Raw genomic sequence first — 17,498 nt, 5'->3', positions numbered from 1 at the left:
TATATCGCGAAATACCGATTTAAAGTTCGCCTCATCGCGATATAGCGTTTTAAACATCACGAGCCCACATCATGACCATCAATCTCGACGAAATAATAAAAGCCCTGGCACACCCAGTACGGCGAGAAATCCTGCACTGGCTCAAGGACCCGACCGTCGAATTTCCCGACCAGTCCCACAGCAACGAACACGGCGTCTGCGCCGGGCAGATCGATCAACGTTGCGGCCTGTCGCAGTCCACGGTGTCCGCACACCTGGCGACCCTGCAACGCGCCGGCCTGATCAGCAGCCGCAAAGTCGGCCAGTGGCACTTCTTCAAACGCAACGAGGAAACCATTCAGGAATTCCTCAAAACCTTCAGTAAAGAGCTCTGATCCAGCCGAAAAGGAATTAAACAATGCCCCTCTCGCTACTCATCCTGGCCTTGAGCGCCTTCGCCATCGGCACCACCGAGTTCGTCATCATGGGCCTGCTGCCCAACGTGGCGGCAGACCTCGGTGTATCGATTCCCGGTGCTGGCTGGCTGGTGACCGGTTACGCCCTGGGCGTGGCCATCGGCGCGCCGTTCATGGCGCTGGCCACCGCCCGGCTGCCGCGCAAGGCCGCCCTGGTGGCGTTGATGGGCATCTTCATTATTGGCAACCTGCTGTGCGCGGTGGCCGGCGACTACAACGTGCTGATGTTCGCCCGTGTGGTCACCGCCCTTTGCCACGGCGCCTTCTTCGGCATCGGTTCGGTGGTGGCCGCCGGCCTAGTGCCTGCGAACAAACGCGCATCGGCCGTGGCCCTGATGTTCACCGGCCTGACCCTGGCCAACGTCCTCGGCGTACCGCTGGGCACCGCCCTCGGTCAGGAAGCCGGCTGGCGTTCGACCTTCTGGGCGGTGACCGTGATCGGTGTGATTGCACTGATCGGTCTGATCCGCTTCCTGCCGGCCAAGCGCGATGAAGAAAAACTCGACATGCGCGCCGAACTGGCCGCACTCAAGGGCGGTGGCATCTGGCTGTCCCTGAGCATGACGGCACTGTTCGCCGCCTCGGTGTTCACCCTGTTCACCTACGTCGCGCCGCTGCTGGGCGAAGTCACCGGCATCTCGCCCCGTGGCGTGACCTGGACCCTGATGCTTATCGGCCTGGGCCTGACGGTCGGCAACATCATCGGCGGCAAGCTGGCCGATAAAGGCATGGCCGCGACACTTATCGGCGTGTTCATCACCATGGCCGTGGTGTCCACCGTACTGACCTGGACCAGCGTCGCGCTGATCCCGACCGAAATCACCCTGTTCCTCTGGGCCACCGCGTGCTTCGCCGCCGTACCGGCGCTGCAAGTGAACGTGGTGACTTTCGGCAAAACCGCACCGAACCTGGTGTCGACCCTGAACATCGGCGCTTTCAACATCGGCAACGCCCTGGGTGCCTGGGTCGGCGGCAGTGTGATTGCCCATGGCTTCGGCCTGACCAGCGTGCCGCTCGCCGCGGCCGCACTGGCGGTACTCGCCCTGCTGGTCACTCTGATTACTTTCCGCCAGAGCGGCAATCCCGAGCTGGCACCTGCTACCAACTGATCAACCATTACCTCACGAGGGCTGCAATAAATGACGTCTATTTTCGATCCGATCAAACTGGGCGACCTCGAGTTGGCCAACCGCATCATCATGGCACCACTGACCCGCTGCCGCGCCGACGAAGGCCGCGTACCCAACGCGCTGATGGCCGAGTACTACGTGCAACGTGCGTCCGCCGGGCTGATCCTCAGCGAGGCCACTTCGGTCACGCCGATGGGCGTTGGCTACCCCGACACCCCGGGTATCTGGTCCAACGATCAGGTACGTGGCTGGTCCAATGTGACCAAGGCTATCCATGGCGCGGGCGGCAAGATCTTCCTGCAGTTGTGGCATGTAGGTCGCATTTCCCACGGTTTGTACCTGAACGATGAAGCCCCGGTCGCTCCGAGCGCCATCCAGCCCAAAGGCCACGTCAGCCTGGTTCGTCCGCTGGCCGACTTCCCTGTCCCGCGTGCCCTGGAAACCGCTGAAATCGCCGACATCGTCGACGCTTACCGCGTCGGTGCCGAGAACGCCAAGGCGGCCGGCTTCGACGGTGTGGAAATCCATGCTGCCAACGGTTACCTGCTCGACCAGTTCCTGCAAAGCAGCACCAACCAGCGCACCGACAACTATGGCGGCTCCCTGGAAAACCGTGCCCGCCTGCTGTTGGAAGTGACCGACGCCGCCATCGAAATCTGGGGCGCCGGCCGCGTAGGTGTGCACCTGTCGCCACGCGCCGACCTGCATGACATGGGCGATGACAACCTGGCCGAAACCTTCACCTACGTCGCTCGCGAACTGGGCAAGCGTGGCATCGCCTTCATCTGCTCGCGCGAGAAAGAAGGTGCCGACAGCCTCGGTCCGCAACTCAAGGAAGCTTTCGGCGGTCCATACATTGCCAACGAGCGTTTCACCAAGGACAGCGCCAACGCGTTGCTCGCCAGCGGCAAGGCCGATGCAGTCGCCTTCGGCGTACCCTTTATTGCCAACCCTGACCTGCCGGCACGCTTGAAGGCCGACGCACCGCTTAACGAAGCGCGTCCGGAGCTGTTCTACGCCAAAGGCCCGGTCGGCTACATCGACTACCCGGCGCTGTAATCAGCAACCGTGGAAACGCAAAAGCCCCAGCTTGAAAGAGCCGGGGCTTTTTTGTACCTGATGGTTCAACACTATCCACTAATGTGGGAGCGGCGGTGCGGCGATCCCACAAGGTCGAAATGGATTTCGCACAGTCTCGACACAAATTCCCTACAAAATACTGAGCTAGCTACCTGTTATCCCGCCAAGGGTGCGTATATAAAAGCACCCCATTACGGCACATCAAGTGACAAAAGAGTCCATACAAGGAGCCAATTAAGCATTTTGTTTCATTTGCGCAGGCTGGGGCTCAAGCGCAGCATGTCCAAACCGGTATCGACCCAGCGCTCGGCTTCGGTGTGCAATTCAAAACCGTCGGGGGCCAGCAACCACTGGTAGAGGATGCCATCAATATAAGCATGCAAGCTGATGGCGGCGCGGGCGGTGTCGAGGTTTTCCGGCAACTGGCCGCGATTCACGGCATTGCTCAGGGCCAGGCCGATCCGCACATTGCATTCGAGGCTGGCTGACACGCGCTGTTGGCGCAGGTCGCACATTTCATCGGTGAATTCGCACTTATGAAAAAGAATCTCATTGATGCGCCGGGTTTTCGGGTCCAGCGCAATTTGATGAAACAAATGAATCAGAAGCTTGCGCATGCAGCCCAGGGGATCGAGCTCGTCTTCGCTTTCGCTGGCCTTGGCCATTTCTTCCAGCGGCTCATGCAAGGTGTCGAGCATGGCCTGCACCAAATCCGCCTTGTTGCTGAAATGCCAGTAAATGGCCCCACGAGTGACGCCAGCCAGGGTGGCGATGTCCGCCAGGGTCGTACGCGCCACGCCTCGCTCGTAAAAGGCCTTTTCGGCCGCCACGAGAATTTGCGCGCGGGTTTCCTGAGCTTCCTCTTTGGTACGACGGACCATGACAGTACAACCTCAATCAGGGTGCTTCAGCGATGTCTGAATATCAGCTGAATAAAAGTGGGGCGAACGTTCTTGGGGGTTCGTCCCCGGCCTAGAATTCCAACCTTTCAACGGCTTGTGTAATGGCTTGTATAACGACGTTGATACGCAGCCTGGGTATTTACAAACAGCCATGTACGTAAGTATATTCCTTAGCAAGCTACTTATCCACTCGGCAAACATTTTTCAACCTTCCACCCTTCTAGTGCGCTTCTTGCGCGCCTGACCCGAGGATTTTCATGCAATTCAAGCCAGCTGTTACCGCTCTGGTCGCCGCCGTCGCCCTGGCATCGCTACTCAGCGGATGCAAAAAGGAAGAGACAGCACCGGCCGCCCCACCGCCTCAGGTCGGCGTCGTGACTCTGCAACCGCAAGCTTTCACCCTGACGTCCGATCTGCCTGGCCGTACCAGTGCATTCCGCATTGCCGAAGTTCGCCCGCAGGTGAACGGCATCATTCTCAAACGTCAGTTCAAGGAAGGCAGCGACGTCAAGGCCGGCCAGCAGCTGTATCAGATCGATCCGTCGGTCTATGAAGCGACGTTGAAAAGCGCTGAAGCCAACCTGCGTTCGACCAAGTCGATTTCCGACCGCTACAAGCAACTGGTCGACGAACAAGCCGTAAGCCGTCAGGAATACGACACTGCCGTGGCCAATCGCCTGCAATCGGAAGCGGCGCTGCAGACCGCCCAGATCAACGTGCGATACACCAAGGTCTACGCCCCGTTGACCGGCCGCATCGGCCGTTCCTCAGTGACTGAAGGCGCGCTGGTCAGCAATGCCCAGGTCGATGCGATGGCGGTGATTCAGCAAATCGACCCGATCTACGTCGACGTGACGCAGTCCTCGGTCGAGCTGTTGCAATTGCGCCGTGAGCTGGAAAGCGGTCGCCTGCAAAAGGCTGGCGATAACACGGCATCGGTCAAACTGACCCTCGAAGACGGCAGCGAGTACAAGCTGGATGGCAAGCTGGAGTTCTCCGAAGTCTCGGTTGACCAGACCACCGGCTCCGTCACCCTGCGCGCCATTTTCCCGAACCCTGATCACACCCTTCTGCCAGGCATGTTCGTGCACGCCAAGTTGCTGGCCGGCGTGAACAGCGCGGCGATCCTGGCCCCCCAGCAAGGCGTGACCCGCGACCTCAAGGGTACCCCGACCGCACTGGTTGTCGGCCCGGACAACAAGGTCGAACTGCGTCAACTCAAGGCCAACCGCACCGTCGGCAATCAATGGCTGATCGAAGACGGCCTGAAGGCCGGCGATCGCCTGATCACCGAAGGCTTGCAGTTCGTCAAACCTGGCATCGAAGTCAAAGCCAGTGAGGCGACCAACGTAGCCGCAAAGAACCCGGCCCCCGCGAAGACAGCTGAACAGGCTTCCAGCGGCCAAGGGGAGTAAACCATGTCGAAATTCTTTATCGACCGTCCGATTTTTGCCTGGGTAATTGCCTTGGTGATCATGCTGGTCGGGGCACTATCGATCCTCAAACTGCCGATCAACCAGTACCCGAGCATCGCGCCTCCAGCGATCGCCATCTCTGTGGCTTACCCGGGCGCGTCTGCGCAAACCGTGCAGGACACCGTGGTGCAAGTGATCGAGCAACAGCTCAACGGTATCGACAACCTGCGTTACGTCTCGTCGGAAAGTAACTCCGACGGCACCATGACCATTACGGCGACCTTCGAGCAAGGCACCAACTCCGATACCGCGCAGGTTCAGGTCCAGAACAAGCTGAACCTGGCCACCCCGCTGCTGCCGCAGGAAGTGCAGCAGCAAGGTATCCGTGTCACCAAGGCCGTGAAGAACTTCCTGTTGGTGATCGGCGTGGTGTCGCGTGACGGCAGCATGACCAAGGACGACCTGTCCAACTACATCGTGTCGAACATGCAGGACCCGATCTCGCGGACCGCCGGTGTCGGCGACTTCCAGGTGTTCGGTTCCCAGTACGCCATGCGGATCTGGCTTGACCCGGCCAAGTTGAACAAATTCAACCTGACCCCGATCGACGCCAAAACAGCCATCGCTGCGCAGAACGTCCAGGTGTCGTCCGGCCAGCTCGGCGGCCTGCCGGCCCTGCCCGGCACCCAGTTGAACGCGACTATCATTGGCAAGACCCGTCTGCAGACCGCTGAGCAATTCGACAAGATCCTGCTCAAGGTCAACAAGGATGGCTCCCAGGTACGCTTGAAAGATGTCGCCGACATCGGTTTGGGGGGTGAGAACTACAGCATCAATGCCCAGTTCAACGGTGCACCGGCATCCGGCCTGGCCGTGAAACTGGCCACCGGTGCCAACGCCCTCGACACCGCCAAGGCCCTGCGCGCGACCATCGACAACCTCAAGCCTTTCTTCCCCCAAGGGATGGAAGTGGTGTTCCCGTATGACACCACCCCGGTGGTGACCGAATCGATCAAGGGCGTGGTTCACACCTTGGTCGAAGCGGTCGCGCTGGTGTTCCTGGTGATGTTCCTGTTCCTGCAGAACTTCCGCGCCACCATCATCACCACGATGACCGTGCCGGTGGTATTGCTCGGTACATTCGGGATCCTCGCGGCAGCCGGTTTCAGCATCAACACCCTGACCATGTTCGGTATGGTGCTGGCCATCGGCTTGCTGGTGGACGACGCCATCGTCGTGGTGGAAAACGTCGAACGGGTGATGAGCGAAGAAGGCCTGTCACCGAAGGAAGCCACCAAGAAATCCATGGGCCAGATCCAGGGTGCACTGGTGGGTATTGCCCTGGTGCTGTCGGCGGTTCTGCTGCCAATGGCGTTCTTCAGCGGTTCCACCGGCGTGATCTACAAGCAGTTCTCGATCACCATCGTTTCGGCCATGGCCCTGTCGGTACTGGTTGCACTGATCTTCACCCCGGCGCTCTGCGCGACCATGCTCAAGGCGATTCCGAAAGGCGAGCATGGCACTCCGAAACGCGGCTTCTTCGGCTGGTTCAACCGCAACTTCGACCGAGGCGTACGCAGCTACGAGCGCGGCGTGGGCAACATGCTCGCGCAAAAGGCCCCGTACCTGCTGGCCTACCTGATCATCATCGTCGGCATGATCTGGCTGTTCACCCGCATTCCAACAGCGTTCCTGCCGGAAGAAGACCAGGGTGTACTGTTCGCCCAGGTGCAGACCCCGGCCGGCTCCAGTGCCCAGCGCACCCAGGTGGTCGTGGACGAGATGCGTGAATTCCTGCTGCGTCCGGGCAAGGATGGCGGTGAAGGCGATGCGGTGAACTCGGTGTTTACCGTGACCGGCTTCAACTTCGCCGGCCGTGGCCAGAGTTCGGGTATGGCGTTCATCATGCTCAGACCGTGGGACGAGCGTAACGCCGACAACAACGTGTTCAAGGTGGCGGCTCGTGCCCAGCAGCACTTCTTCACCTTCCGCGATGCCATGGTGTTCGCCTTCGCACCACCGGCGGTACTGGAACTGGGTAACGCCACCGGTTTCGACGTGTTCCTGCAGGACCGCGCCGGTATCGGCCACGACAAACTGATGCAAGCGCGAAACCAGTTCCTCGGCATGGCCGCGCAAAGCAAGATTCTGACTCAGGTGCGTCCTAACGGCCTGAATGACGAACCGCAATACCAGCTGGAAATCGATGACGAGAAGGCCAGTGCCCTGGGCATTACCATCGCCGACATCAACAACACGCTGTCGATTGCCCTGGGCAGTAGCTACGTCAACGACTTCATCGACCGCGGTCGCGTGAAGAAGGTTTACGTGCAAGGCCAGCCAGGCGCTCGAATGAGCCCTGAAGACCTGCAGAAGTGGTACGTGCGCAACAGCGTCGGCACCATGGTTCCGTTCTCGGCGTTCGCCAAGGGCGAGTGGATTTACGGTTCGCCGAAACTGGCTCGCTACAATGGCGTGGAAGCGATGGAAATCCTCGGTGCCCCGGCACCGGGTTACTCCACCGGTGAAGCCATGCTCGAAGTCGAAGCCATTGCCAGGAAACTGCCGGCGGGTGTCGGTATTTCCTGGACCGGCCTGTCGTACGAGGAGCGTCTGTCCGGTTCGCAAGCGCCGGCGCTGTACGCGCTGTCGCTGCTGATGGTGTTCCTGTGTCTGGCGGCGTTGTATGAGAGCTGGTCGATTCCGATCGCGGTGATGTTGGTGGTACCGCTGGGGATCATCGGCGCATTGATGGCCACCAGCCTGCGCGGTTTGTCCAACGACGTGTACTTCCAGGTAGGTCTGTTGACGACCATCGGTCTGGCGGCGAAAAACGCCATTCTGATTGTCGAATTTGCCAAGGAACTGTACGAACAAGGGCGTAGCCTGCGCGATGCGGCAATTGAAGCCAGCCGCATGCGTCTGCGACCGATCATCATGACCTCGCTCGCCTTCGTCCTCGGTGTGGTACCACTGGCGATATCCACCGGCGCAGGTTCCGGTAGCCAGCATGCAATCGGTACCGGCGTGATTGGCGGTATGATCACGGCCACTGTGCTGGCGATCTTCTGGGTCCCGCTGTTCTTCGTCACCGTGTCGTCCATTGGCCAGCGCAAAATCGCCGACCAGGACGCTGCCATTGAACCTTCTAAAGAGGCTGGCTAATGAGCAAGTCGCTACTCTCCCTGGCAGTCGCCGCCTTCGTGCTCGGTGGCTGCTCGCTGATACCAGATTATCAGCAGCCCGAAGCACCGGTGGCTGGGCAGTACCCGCAGGGCCTGGCGTACTCGCCGGCCCAGGCACCGGCGCAAGCTGCCGCCGAGCAGGGCTGGAAGCAGTTTTTCCATGACCCGGCGCTGCAACAGCTGATCCAGGTTGCCCTGGAAAACAACCGTGACCTGCGTGTCGCGGCCCTGAACATCGACGCGTTTGCGGCTCAGTACCGCATCTCCCGTGCCGATCTGTTCCCGGCTGTCTCGGCCAACGGCACCGGCAGTCGTCAGCGCGTTCCGGCTAATGCTTCGCAAACCGGCGAAGCCGGCATCACCAGCTCCTACTCGGCCACGGTCGGGGTCAGCGCCTATGAACTCGACCTGTTCGGTCGCATTCGCAGCCTGAACGAAGAAGCATTGCAGAAGTACTTCGCCACCGAAGAAGGCCGTCGCAGCACCCAGATCAGCCTGGTGGCCAGCGTGGCCAATGCCTACCTGACCTGGCAGGCCGACAAGGAACTGTACAAGCTGACCCAGGACACCCTCGCCACCTTCGAGGAGAGCTACAAGCTCACCGCCCGCAGCAACGAAGTCGGCGTCGCCTCGGCCCTGGACCTGGCACAGTCGCGCACCTCGGTGGAAAACGCCCGTGCGCAACTGGCCAAGTACACCCGTCAGGTCGCTCAGGATGAGAACAGCCTGGTGCTGCTGCTCGGCACTGGAGTCCCGGCCAATCTGCAAGCGGCCAAACCACTTGACGACGACTTGCTGAGCGACGTTCCTCCCGGCCTGCCATCGGACCTGCTGCATCGTCGTCCGGACATCCTTCAAGCCGAGTACAACCTGAAGGCCGCCAACGCCAACATCGGCGCAGCGCGGGCTGCGTTCTTCCCGAGCATCAGCCTCACGGCCAATGCCGGCACCCTGAGCCCGGACCTGTCCGGTCTGTTCAAGGGTGGTTCGGGCACCTGGCTGTTCCAGCCGCAGATCAACCTGCCGATCTTCAACGCCGGCGCCCTGAGCGCCAGCCTGGATTATTCGAAAATCCAGAAAGACATCAGCGTGGCGAACTACGAGAAGTCCATTCAAACGGCCTTCCAGGAAGTTGCCGACGGCCTGGCCGCCCGCCAGACCTACGTCCAGCAGTTGCAGGCACAGAAAGATTTCGTCAGTGCCAACCAGGCGTACTACGGCCTTGCCGAGCGTCGTTACCGCATCGGTGTCGACAGCAACCTGACCTTCCTCGATGCCCAGCGTCAGCTGTTCAGTGCGCAACAAGTGTTGATCACCGACCGTCTGGCGCAGTTGGTCAGCCAGGTCAACCTGTACAAGGCCCTGGGTGGTGGCTGGAACGAACAGACGGCGCAGAACGAGCCGTTGAAAGAAGAAGCGCCGAAGATGAAGTATTTCTGATTCTTGTGCAAAAAAACCGCATCACGGGACTGAATTGTCCTGTGAGGCGGTTTCTTTATAAGAGCACTGCCACTGAAAACTGACCCTCCCACAAGTAAAATTCAAATACACACCTACAATCTTAAACATTTACCCTCACCTTAAAAGTTAATTAGAAAATACGTGCAAGAAAAATCAATTTTCCTATTATCGTCGGGACCACGATTAAAAAAATGAAATCTGAAAATTCCGTCAATTAACTGATCATTAAAACGTCTGACGTAAAATGTTCCTTGTGACGACGTGCGGAAATCGGTTGTGACCCCCTCTATATCAAGCAACACGTCCACATCTCCAGGATCCTCCGATATCCTGTACGTCCCTCCAGCTTTCAGTTCATCACCGCTGATCCACAGCTCCATTCCGGGATATTCATCTCCACCCTCGACGATCAGGAAAAAAGAGGGAACTTCTTTGTAATACGCAAAAAATATTTTCTTTAGCTGAAATTGGGTCCCCGGATCACTATCAGGCTGATCAACCCGTAGGGTTACAGTTAACCTACCTGTTGCTAGCGGGGCCTTTACTCTATTAAAAAATTCATACTTCCGCGTATTACTTTCATCGCCAACCCATTTAGCCCTTGAAGAAGTGAATATTTTATCGCTCACAGTACTCATTATCTCTCCCACCTTAATCATAAATTAAACAGAAAAGACCAAAACAACATAAAAAAGGCTAAACCTTAAAACCCCCTCCAACAACTGTCAGAAATGTCAGGTTCACTCCCGCCTCATAAATATGTATTTTAAAGAGTTAACTCCCCCCCTCTATGATCAAACTGTTTTTTGAATTCTCGAATGAGACTCAACACGACAAGCACACTTTCGTTCGATAATCGCCCAAAACCCGCTTTCAGCAATTGAACCATCCAGTACATTCCCCGCACCATCCGAACCACAAAACCAATAACAACAGGTTCGACACCATGCCCCCGCGCCCTGCCCTCTCCGGCTGATCCGCTTCGCTATTGATGATTTCAAATATTCGTCTGCAACCCCGGGTTGCGGCATCACCCCGTTTCATCCCCAAGAATTAGAGAGACCCGAGCCCATGACGCCTTCACCTGCGCAGTACTTCGTTCCCGGCCTGATCGCCATTGCCCTGGCCAGCGCGGCCTTGCCCGCCAGCGCCGAGGAATCGGGTTTTGTCGAAGGGGCCAAGGTCAACCTGAACCTGCGCAACTTCTACATCAACCGCAACTTCACCAACCCGACCAAGGCCCAGGGCAAGGCTGAAGAGTGGACGCAAAGTTTCATCCTCGACGCCAAGTCCGGGTTCACCCAGGGCACCGTCGGGTTCGGCATGGATGTGCTGGGTTTGTACTCGGTAAAACTCGACGGCGGCAAAGGCACCGGCGGGACCCAACTGCTGCCGCTGGATCATGACGGCCGCCCTGCAGACAACTTCGGCCGCACCAACGTGGCGTTCAAGGCCAGGCTGTCACAGACCGAAGTGAAGGTTGGCGAATGGATGCCGGTGCTGCCAATCCTGCGTTCCGACGACGGTCGTTCGTTGCCGCAAACTTTCCGTGGTGGCCAGATCACGTCGAAGGAAATCAATGGCCTGACGCTCTATGGCGGCCAGTTCCGCCAGAACAGCCCGCGCGACGACAGCAGCATGGGCGACATGTCGATGACCGGCAAAGCCGCGTTCACCTCTGACCGTTTCAACTTCGAGGGCGGCGAGTACGTGTTCAACGACAAACGCACCCAGATCGGTCTGTGGAATGCCGAGCTCAAGGACATCTACAGCCAGCAATTCATCAATCTGATCCACAGCCAGCCGCTTGGCGACTGGACCCTGGGCGCCAACCTGGGTTTCTTCTACGGCAAGGATGACGGCAGCGCCCGGGCCGGCGAACTGGACAACAAAACCATGTACGGTTTGTTCTCGGCCAAACACGGCGGCAACACGTTCTACGTCGGCCTGCAAAAACTCACCGGCGACAGCGCCTGGATGCGGGTCAACGGCACCAGCGGTGGCACCCTGGCCAACGACAGCTACAACTCCAGCTACGACAATGCCCGGGAAAAGTCCTGGCAGGTACGCCACGACTACAACTTCGTCGCCCTCGGCGTACCGGGCCTGACCCTGATGAACCGCTATATCAGCGGCGACAATGTGCACACCGGCAGCATCACCGATGGCAAGGAATGGGGGCGTGAAAGTGAACTGGGCTACACCGTGCAGAGCGGTGCGCTGAAAGACCTGAACCTGAAATGGCGCAACTCGACCATACGCCGCGACTACAGCAACAACGAGTTCGACGAGAACCGGTTGATCATCAGCTACCCGATCAGTTTGCTGTAAATACAAAACAAATGTGGGAGCGAGCTTGCTCGCGATGAGGCCATAACATTCAACATCTGCATTGACTGTTACACCGCAATCGCGAGCAAGCTCGCTCCCACAGGAAGTACGGCGTTACCGCTTACTCCCGCGACTCAACCCCCAACTCATCCCACACCGACTCGGCCAGGTGGAACGTTGCATTGGCCGCCGGAATCCCGCAATAAATCGCACTCTGCATGATCACTTCCTTGATCTCGCCACGGCTGACACCGTTGTTGGCGGCAGCGCGCAGGTGCAACTTGAGTTCCTCGTTGCGGTTCATGCCGATCAGCATGGCAATGGTGATCAAGCTGCGGGTGTGGCGCGGCAGACCCGGGCGCGTCCAGATGTCACCCCAGGCGTGGCGAGTGATCATCTCCTGGAACTCCGAGTTGAACTCGGTCAGGGCATTCAGGCTGCGGTCGACGTGGGCATCGCCGAGGACTGCGCGGCGGACCTTCAGGCCCTCGTCATAACGTTGTTTCTCGTCCACGAAACTCTCCTCAATGAGCCGACAGAAACGCCAGCACGCGCTCGCTGAACGCATTGCCCGCCTGGACGTTAGACAAGTGCGCAGCGTAGAACTCGGCGTACTCGGCACCTGGCACATGTTCCTGAATGAAATGCCCACCGGACGGCGGCGTGACCGCATCCTGAGCGCCCGCGATCACCAGCAGCGGCGCCTTGATCGAGGACAACTGATCACGGAAATCGGCATCGCGCACCGCCGCGCAGTTGGCCGCGTAACCTTCGGGCGAAGTGGCCGCGAGCATGTCGGTAATCTGCTTGGCCGCCGCCGGGTTGGCTTCGGAGAAATCCGGGGTGAACCAGCGGGCAATCGACGCATCGCGCAGGGCAACCATGGCCGCCTGACCATCACGCAGCACCATTTCGATACGTGGGTTCCACACCGACGGATCGCCGATTTTCGCCGCTGTGTTGCACACGACCAGCTTGTTCAGGCGTTCGCCGGCATTGATCCCCAGCCACTGGCCAATCAGCCCGCCCATGGACAAACCGCAAAAATGCGCACGCTCGATGTGCAAGGCATCCAGCAAGGCGAGCACGTCGTGGCCCAGTTGCTCGATACTGTAAGGCCCCGGCGTCACCAATGACTGGCCATGGCCACGGGTATCGAAACGCAACACGCGAAAATGCTCGGAGAACGCCGGGATTTGCGCGTCCCACATGTGCAGGTTCGTGCCCAGGGAGTTGGACAGCACCAGCACCGGCGCATCGACCGGTCCATCGAGTTGGTAATGCAGTTCGCCCTCGGCGAGTTGTACAAAAGCCACAGCAAGTCTCCTTCAGGCAGTCAATGCAGAATGTTCAGCCACCGCCCGCTCGACCCAGGTATGGGCCTGGCCGAGGTAATGGGCAGGGTCCAGCAAATGATCGAGTTCAGCCGCCGACAGTTCGGCGGTCACTTGCGGTTCGTCGCCGAGGACCGCGCGCAGGTGACGCTGCTCGGCCACGGCGCGTTTGCAGCAGTGTTCCAGCAGATGGTGTGCGGTATCGCGACCGACCCGTTGGGCGAGGACGATGCTCACCGCTTCGGCGAGCACCAGGCCCTGGGTCAGATCGAGGTTGCGTGCCATGCGCCCGGCATCCACTTCCAGTCCCTGGGCGATCAATATCGCTTGCTGCAGACTGCCCGACACCAGGCAGCAAATCTCCGGCAGGGTTTCCCATTCGGCATGCCACAGGCCGAGGCTGCGCTCGTGCTCCTGAGGCATGGCGCTGAACAGCGTCGAGAGCAAACCGGGTACACGCGTCGCCGCGCCGATCAGCACCGCCGCGCCCACCGGATTGCGTTTGTGCGGCATGGTCGAAGAACCGCCCTTGCCCGGTGCCGAGGGCTCGAACACTTCGCCGGCCTCGGTTTGCATCAGCAGGCTGATGTCGCGACCGAGTTTGCCGAGACTGCCGGCGATCAACCCGAGCACCGCACCGAACTCCACCACGCGATCGCGCTGGGTATGCCACGGCTGCTCAGGCAAGGCCAGTTGCAGTTCTTCTGCCAGCGCCCGGGCAATCGGCATGGCCTGTTCACCAAGGGCCGCGAGGGTTCCGGACGCACCGCCGAATTGCAGCACCAGCAGACGCGGCTTGAGTTCGGTCAAGCGTTGACGACTGCGCGTCACCGCCCCCAGCCAACCGGCGATTTTCATGCCGAGGGTGACCGGCGTCGCATGCTGCAACCAGGTGCGTCCGGCCAATGGCGTGGTCGCGTATCGCCGGGCCTGGGACGCGAGGGTCTGCCCCAGTTGTGCCAGGTCGTTTTCGATCAGTTCCAGTGCGTGGCGCAGTTGCAGCACCAGGCCACTGTCCATCACATCCTGGCTGGTTGCGCCCAGATGCACATAGCGTTCGGCTTCGGCATCGGTGGCCGCGATCTGTTTGCCCAGCGCCTTGACCAACGGAATCGCCGAGTTACCCGCCGTGGCAATCGCCTCGCCCAACGCTGCAAAGTCGTAAAGACCGGCGCGGCAAGCCGCTTCAATCGGCGCGACAGCACTCGATGGAATCAACCCGACCCGCGCTTCGGCCCGGGCCAGTGCCGCTTCGAAATCGAGCATGGCCTGGACCCGGCCCTGATCACAGAACACGTCACGCATATCGCGGGCAGTGAAATAGGCATCGAACAATTGATTGCCCGGTCGCTGGTTCATAAACAATTCCTGAAGGCGCGGGCCTTTGCGGCCCGCGCATGAAGATCAAAGGTCGTGATGCAGATACGCGGCCTGTTTCGGCAGACGCAGGCTGAACAGGAAGGCCACCGCCATCATCACCGTAACGTACCAGTAGAAGGAGTTTTCCATGCCCACGGCCTTGAGACTCAGGGCTACATATTCCGCCGAGCCACCGAAAATCGCATTCGCCACGGCGTATGCCAGGCCAACGCCCAGGGCACGCACTTCCGGTGGGAACATCTCGGCTTTTACCAAACCGCTGATCGAGGTGTAGAAACTGACAATCGCCAGCGCCACGGTAATCAACACAAAAGCCAGGAACGGACTGCTGACACTTTTCAGGCTCAACAGGATCGGCACGGTGAACAGCGTACCGAGGGCGCCGAACCAGAGCATCGAGTTACGCCGGCCGATCTTGTCGGCTAGCATGCCGAAAACCGGTTGCATGCACATATAGAGGAACAGCGCGCCGGTCATGATGTAGCTGGCGGTCTTGGCCGGCATGCCGGCGGTGTTCACCAGGTACTTCTGCATGTACGTGGTGAAGGTGTAGAAAATCAGCGAGCCACCGGCGGTGTAACCGAGCACGGTGATGAACGCGGCTTTATGGTCGCGAAACAGGGCGCTAATGCTGCCGGCGTCCTTGTTTTCGCGCATTTCCTTGCTGGAAGTTTCTTTCAACGAACGACGCAGATACAGCGAAACCAGCGCCGCCATGGCACCCACCACGAACGGTATCCGCCAGCCGTAGGCACGCAGGTCATCTTCGGTGAGAAACTGTTGCAGGATCACCACCACCGACACCGCGAGCAACTGGCCGCCAATCAGGGTCACGTACTGGAACGAGGCGAAAAAACCGCGCTGGCCCTTGAGCGCCACTTCACTCATGTAGGTCGCGGTAGTGCCGTATTCACCGCCCACCGACAAGCCTTGCAGCAAACGGGCGAACAGCAACAGGAGCGGTGCCCAGACCCCGATGCTGTTGTAGGTCGGCAAGCAGGCGATCAGCAATGAACCGAAGCACATCATCAGAATCGAGATCACCATCGAATTCTTGCGTCCGTGCCTGTCCGCCAACCGACCGAAAATCCAGCCGCCAATCGGCCGCATCAGGAACCCGGCGGCGAACACGCCAGCGGTGTTGACCAGTTGCACCGTAGGGTTATCGGACGGGAAAAACGCCGGCGCGAAATAAATCGCACAGAAGGCATAGACGTAGAAGTCGAACCACTCGACCAGGTTGCCGGACGAGGCACCGACGATGGCGAAGATCCGCTTGTTGCGTTCTTCGCCCGTATAAAGAGCTATAGGAGCTGTGGGTGTTGTCATTGTTTTTTCACTCAATGGGGACAGTGAGAGTCTAGACACACTTTGCAACAATCCCGTTCCACAAAAGCATTGGCGACGCAGATCCCTTGTAGGAGCTGGCTTGCCAGCGAAAGACGCAAGAGCGACCCGGTTAACCAATCAATACGCGTAATCGTTAACGACCATCGCTGGCAAGCCAGCTCCTACAGGGATTTCGGTATTCACTCAATAATCGAAGAACACCGTCTCGGCATCGGTGCCCTGCAGAATCACATTCCACTGATAAACACCCGACGCATCCTGCCTGGCGATCAACGTGCCGCGACGATCAGCTGGCACACACTCCAGCAGCGGATCACTCACGTTGGCCGCCTCGCCATCAAAGTAAATCCGCGTCAGCAAATGCTTCACCAGGCCACGGGCAAACACCAGTACCACCAGATGCGGCGCCTGGGTCGTACCTTTCAATCCCTCGACCGTGCCCGGTTTGATGGTGGTGAACCGGAAGCGCCCTTCGGCATCCACCGGCACCCGGCCAAAGCCTTCGAAGGTCGGGTCCAGGGGTTTGTCCTGGTCGTCTTCCGGGTGGTCATACTTGCCGGCGGCGTTGGCCTGCCAGACTTCCAGCATCGCGTCGTTGACGATGTCGCCATTGCCGTCGACCACTTGGCCGGTGATCGCCACGCGCTCGCCCAGGGTTTGTTCGACGGTCAGGTTTTCGCGGTTCAGCCAGGTCAGGCCGATGTGGTAGTACGGCCCAACGGTGTGGGACGTGGTCGCAGTCAGCGTCATCTTATTTCTCCATCGGCGTGGCGTCGCGGCCGCGCAAAACGATGTCCCAGCGATAACCGAGGGCATAGGAAGGGATGGTTTTTTCCAGATCGAACGTGGCGATCAAACGCTCCTTGGCGCTGGTATCGGGCACGCAGTTGTAGATCGGGTCGTACGCCAGCAACGGGTCGCCGGGGAAATACATCTGCGTCACCAGGCGCGTCAGGATGCTCGGGCCGAACAGCGAGAAATGGATGTGCGCCGGGCGCCACGCGTTGTGGTGGTTGCCCCACGGATAGGCGCCGGGCTTGATGGTCTGGAACTGATACCAGCCATCGGCGTCGGTCACGGTGCGGCCGGTACCGGTGAAGTTCGGGTCCAGCGGTGCGTCGTGCAGGTCACGGGCATGGGCGTAGCGACCGGCGGCGTTGGCCTGCCAGATCTCCACCAGAATCCCCGGCACCGGCAGACCGTTTTCATCCAGTACACGGCCGTGAATGATGATGCGCTCACCCTGTGGCTGCCCCTCGTGCTGGGCGGTCAGGTCGTTGTCTTTCTCGTTGACCCGCTCGGCGCCGATGGTCGGCCCGGTGATTTCCGACAACGAATGCGGCAGGAACACCAATGGCTTGGACGGCGAGCGCAGGTTGGTGGATTGATAGGTCGGGTGCAGGTATTGCGGCTGAGTGCCCGCCTGCGGGCGGCGGTATCCAGGCTTGTCAGTCATTACACTTTCCTCAATTCTT

Annotated in this window: 15 protein-coding genes; 7 read left to right on the top strand and 8 right to left on the bottom strand. The window is 59.5% G+C overall.

The features are described from left to right. Positions 1–71 precede the first annotated feature (71 nt). Genes ACEN8Z_RS09115 through ACEN8Z_RS09105 form a run of 3 tightly spaced genes read left to right on the top strand, consistent with a single transcriptional unit; the run spans position 72 to position 2,644 of the window. Entirely contained in the window at positions 72–374 is a 303-nt protein-coding gene (locus ACEN8Z_RS09115; protein WP_007983055.1) for an ArsR/SmtB family transcription factor, read from the top strand. Between the two features lie 23 nt (positions 375–397). Further along, complete coding sequence (locus ACEN8Z_RS09110; RefSeq protein WP_495597414.1) at positions 398–1,564, top strand: MFS transporter; 1,167 nt, start codon at positions 398–400, stop codon at positions 1,562–1,564. 30 nt (positions 1,565–1,594) lie between these two features. Beyond that, positions 1,595–2,644, top strand: a complete 1,050-nt coding sequence (locus ACEN8Z_RS09105) for an alkene reductase (RefSeq protein WP_007996082.1) — start codon at positions 1,595–1,597, stop codon at positions 2,642–2,644. Positions 2,645–2,913: 269 nt separating this feature from the next. On the opposite strand, the gene emhR is transcribed toward ACEN8Z_RS09105, so the two are convergent. After that, a complete protein-coding gene (gene emhR / locus ACEN8Z_RS09100) occupies positions 2,914–3,546 on the bottom strand; it encodes an efflux system transcriptional repressor EmhR (RefSeq protein WP_007986303.1) in 633 nt (210 codons plus the stop codon). 278 nt (positions 3,547–3,824) lie between these two features. Between emhR and ACEN8Z_RS09095 the strand changes: the two genes are divergently transcribed. Genes ACEN8Z_RS09095 through emhC form a run of 3 tightly spaced genes read left to right on the top strand, consistent with a single transcriptional unit; the run spans position 3,825 to position 9,607 of the window. After that, positions 3,825–4,982: an efflux RND transporter periplasmic adaptor subunit gene (locus tag ACEN8Z_RS09095; RefSeq protein WP_495597413.1), complete on the top strand. Its 1,158-nt coding sequence runs from the start codon at positions 3,825–3,827 to the stop codon at positions 4,980–4,982. Between the two features lie 3 nt (positions 4,983–4,985). Next, entirely contained in the window at positions 4,986–8,147 is a 3,162-nt protein-coding gene (gene emhB, locus ACEN8Z_RS09090) for an efflux RND transporter permease subunit EmhB (protein ID WP_495597412.1), read from the top strand. Further along, positions 8,147–9,607 carry an efflux RND transporter outer membrane subunit EmhC gene (emhC, locus tag ACEN8Z_RS09085; RefSeq protein WP_310056528.1) on the top strand — a complete coding sequence of 487 codons (1,461 nt, stop codon included), beginning with the start codon at positions 8,147–8,149 and terminating at the stop codon, positions 9,605–9,607. Before emhB ends, emhC begins: the two co-directional genes overlap by 1 nt. 140 nt (positions 9,608–9,747) lie before the next feature. Here emhC and ACEN8Z_RS09080 read toward each other — a convergent pair whose 3' ends face one another. Beyond that, positions 9,748–10,266, bottom strand: a complete 519-nt coding sequence (locus tag ACEN8Z_RS09080) for a hypothetical protein (RefSeq protein WP_495597411.1) — start codon at positions 10,264–10,266, stop codon at positions 9,748–9,750. Positions 10,267–10,699: 433 nt separating this feature from the next. On the opposite strand from ACEN8Z_RS09080, the gene ACEN8Z_RS09075 reads away from it, so the two are divergent. Then, entirely contained in the window at positions 10,700–11,959 is a 1,260-nt protein-coding gene (locus ACEN8Z_RS09075; protein ID WP_495597410.1) for an OprD family porin, read from the top strand. A 121-nt stretch (positions 11,960–12,080) separates the two neighbouring features. Here the strand turns inward: ACEN8Z_RS09075 and pcaC are convergent, their stop codons facing one another. From pcaC to pcaH, 6 genes are all read right to left on the bottom strand, one after another. Then, positions 12,081–12,473, bottom strand: coding sequence for a 4-carboxymuconolactone decarboxylase (gene pcaC / locus ACEN8Z_RS09070; RefSeq protein WP_007986313.1), 393 nt, complete (start codon positions 12,471–12,473; stop codon positions 12,081–12,083). 10 nt (positions 12,474–12,483) lie between these two features. After that, complete coding sequence (pcaD, locus tag ACEN8Z_RS09065; protein ID WP_495597409.1) at positions 12,484–13,275, bottom strand: 3-oxoadipate enol-lactonase; 792 nt, start codon at positions 13,273–13,275, stop codon at positions 12,484–12,486. Between the two features lie 12 nt (positions 13,276–13,287). Further along, positions 13,288–14,652 (bottom strand): 3-carboxy-cis,cis-muconate cycloisomerase, encoded by a 1,365-nt coding sequence (locus tag ACEN8Z_RS09060; protein ID WP_495597408.1) that lies wholly within the window; start codon positions 14,650–14,652, stop codon positions 13,288–13,290. A 45-nt stretch (positions 14,653–14,697) separates the two neighbouring features. Beyond that, positions 14,698–16,002, bottom strand: coding sequence for an MFS family transporter (locus tag ACEN8Z_RS09055; RefSeq protein ID WP_007998346.1), 1,305 nt, complete (start codon positions 16,000–16,002; stop codon positions 14,698–14,700). Positions 16,003–16,206: 204 nt separating this feature from the next. After that, positions 16,207–16,773 carry a protocatechuate 3,4-dioxygenase subunit alpha gene (pcaG, locus tag ACEN8Z_RS09050; protein WP_495597407.1) on the bottom strand — a complete coding sequence of 189 codons (567 nt, stop codon included), beginning with the start codon at positions 16,771–16,773 and terminating at the stop codon, positions 16,207–16,209. A gap of 1 nt (position 16,774) precedes the next feature. Continuing rightward, on the bottom strand, positions 16,775–17,479 hold the full coding sequence (gene pcaH, locus ACEN8Z_RS09045) for a protocatechuate 3,4-dioxygenase subunit beta (RefSeq protein WP_414873894.1): 705 nt from the start codon (positions 17,477–17,479) through the stop codon (positions 16,775–16,777). Between the last annotated feature and the right edge of the window lie 19 nt (positions 17,480–17,498).

It is taken from the genome of Pseudomonas sp. Pseusp10 (assembly GCF_059492225.1).
The sequence above is the reverse complement of the archived record's forward strand: the minus strand, read 5'-3'. Positions and strand labels throughout refer to the sequence as shown.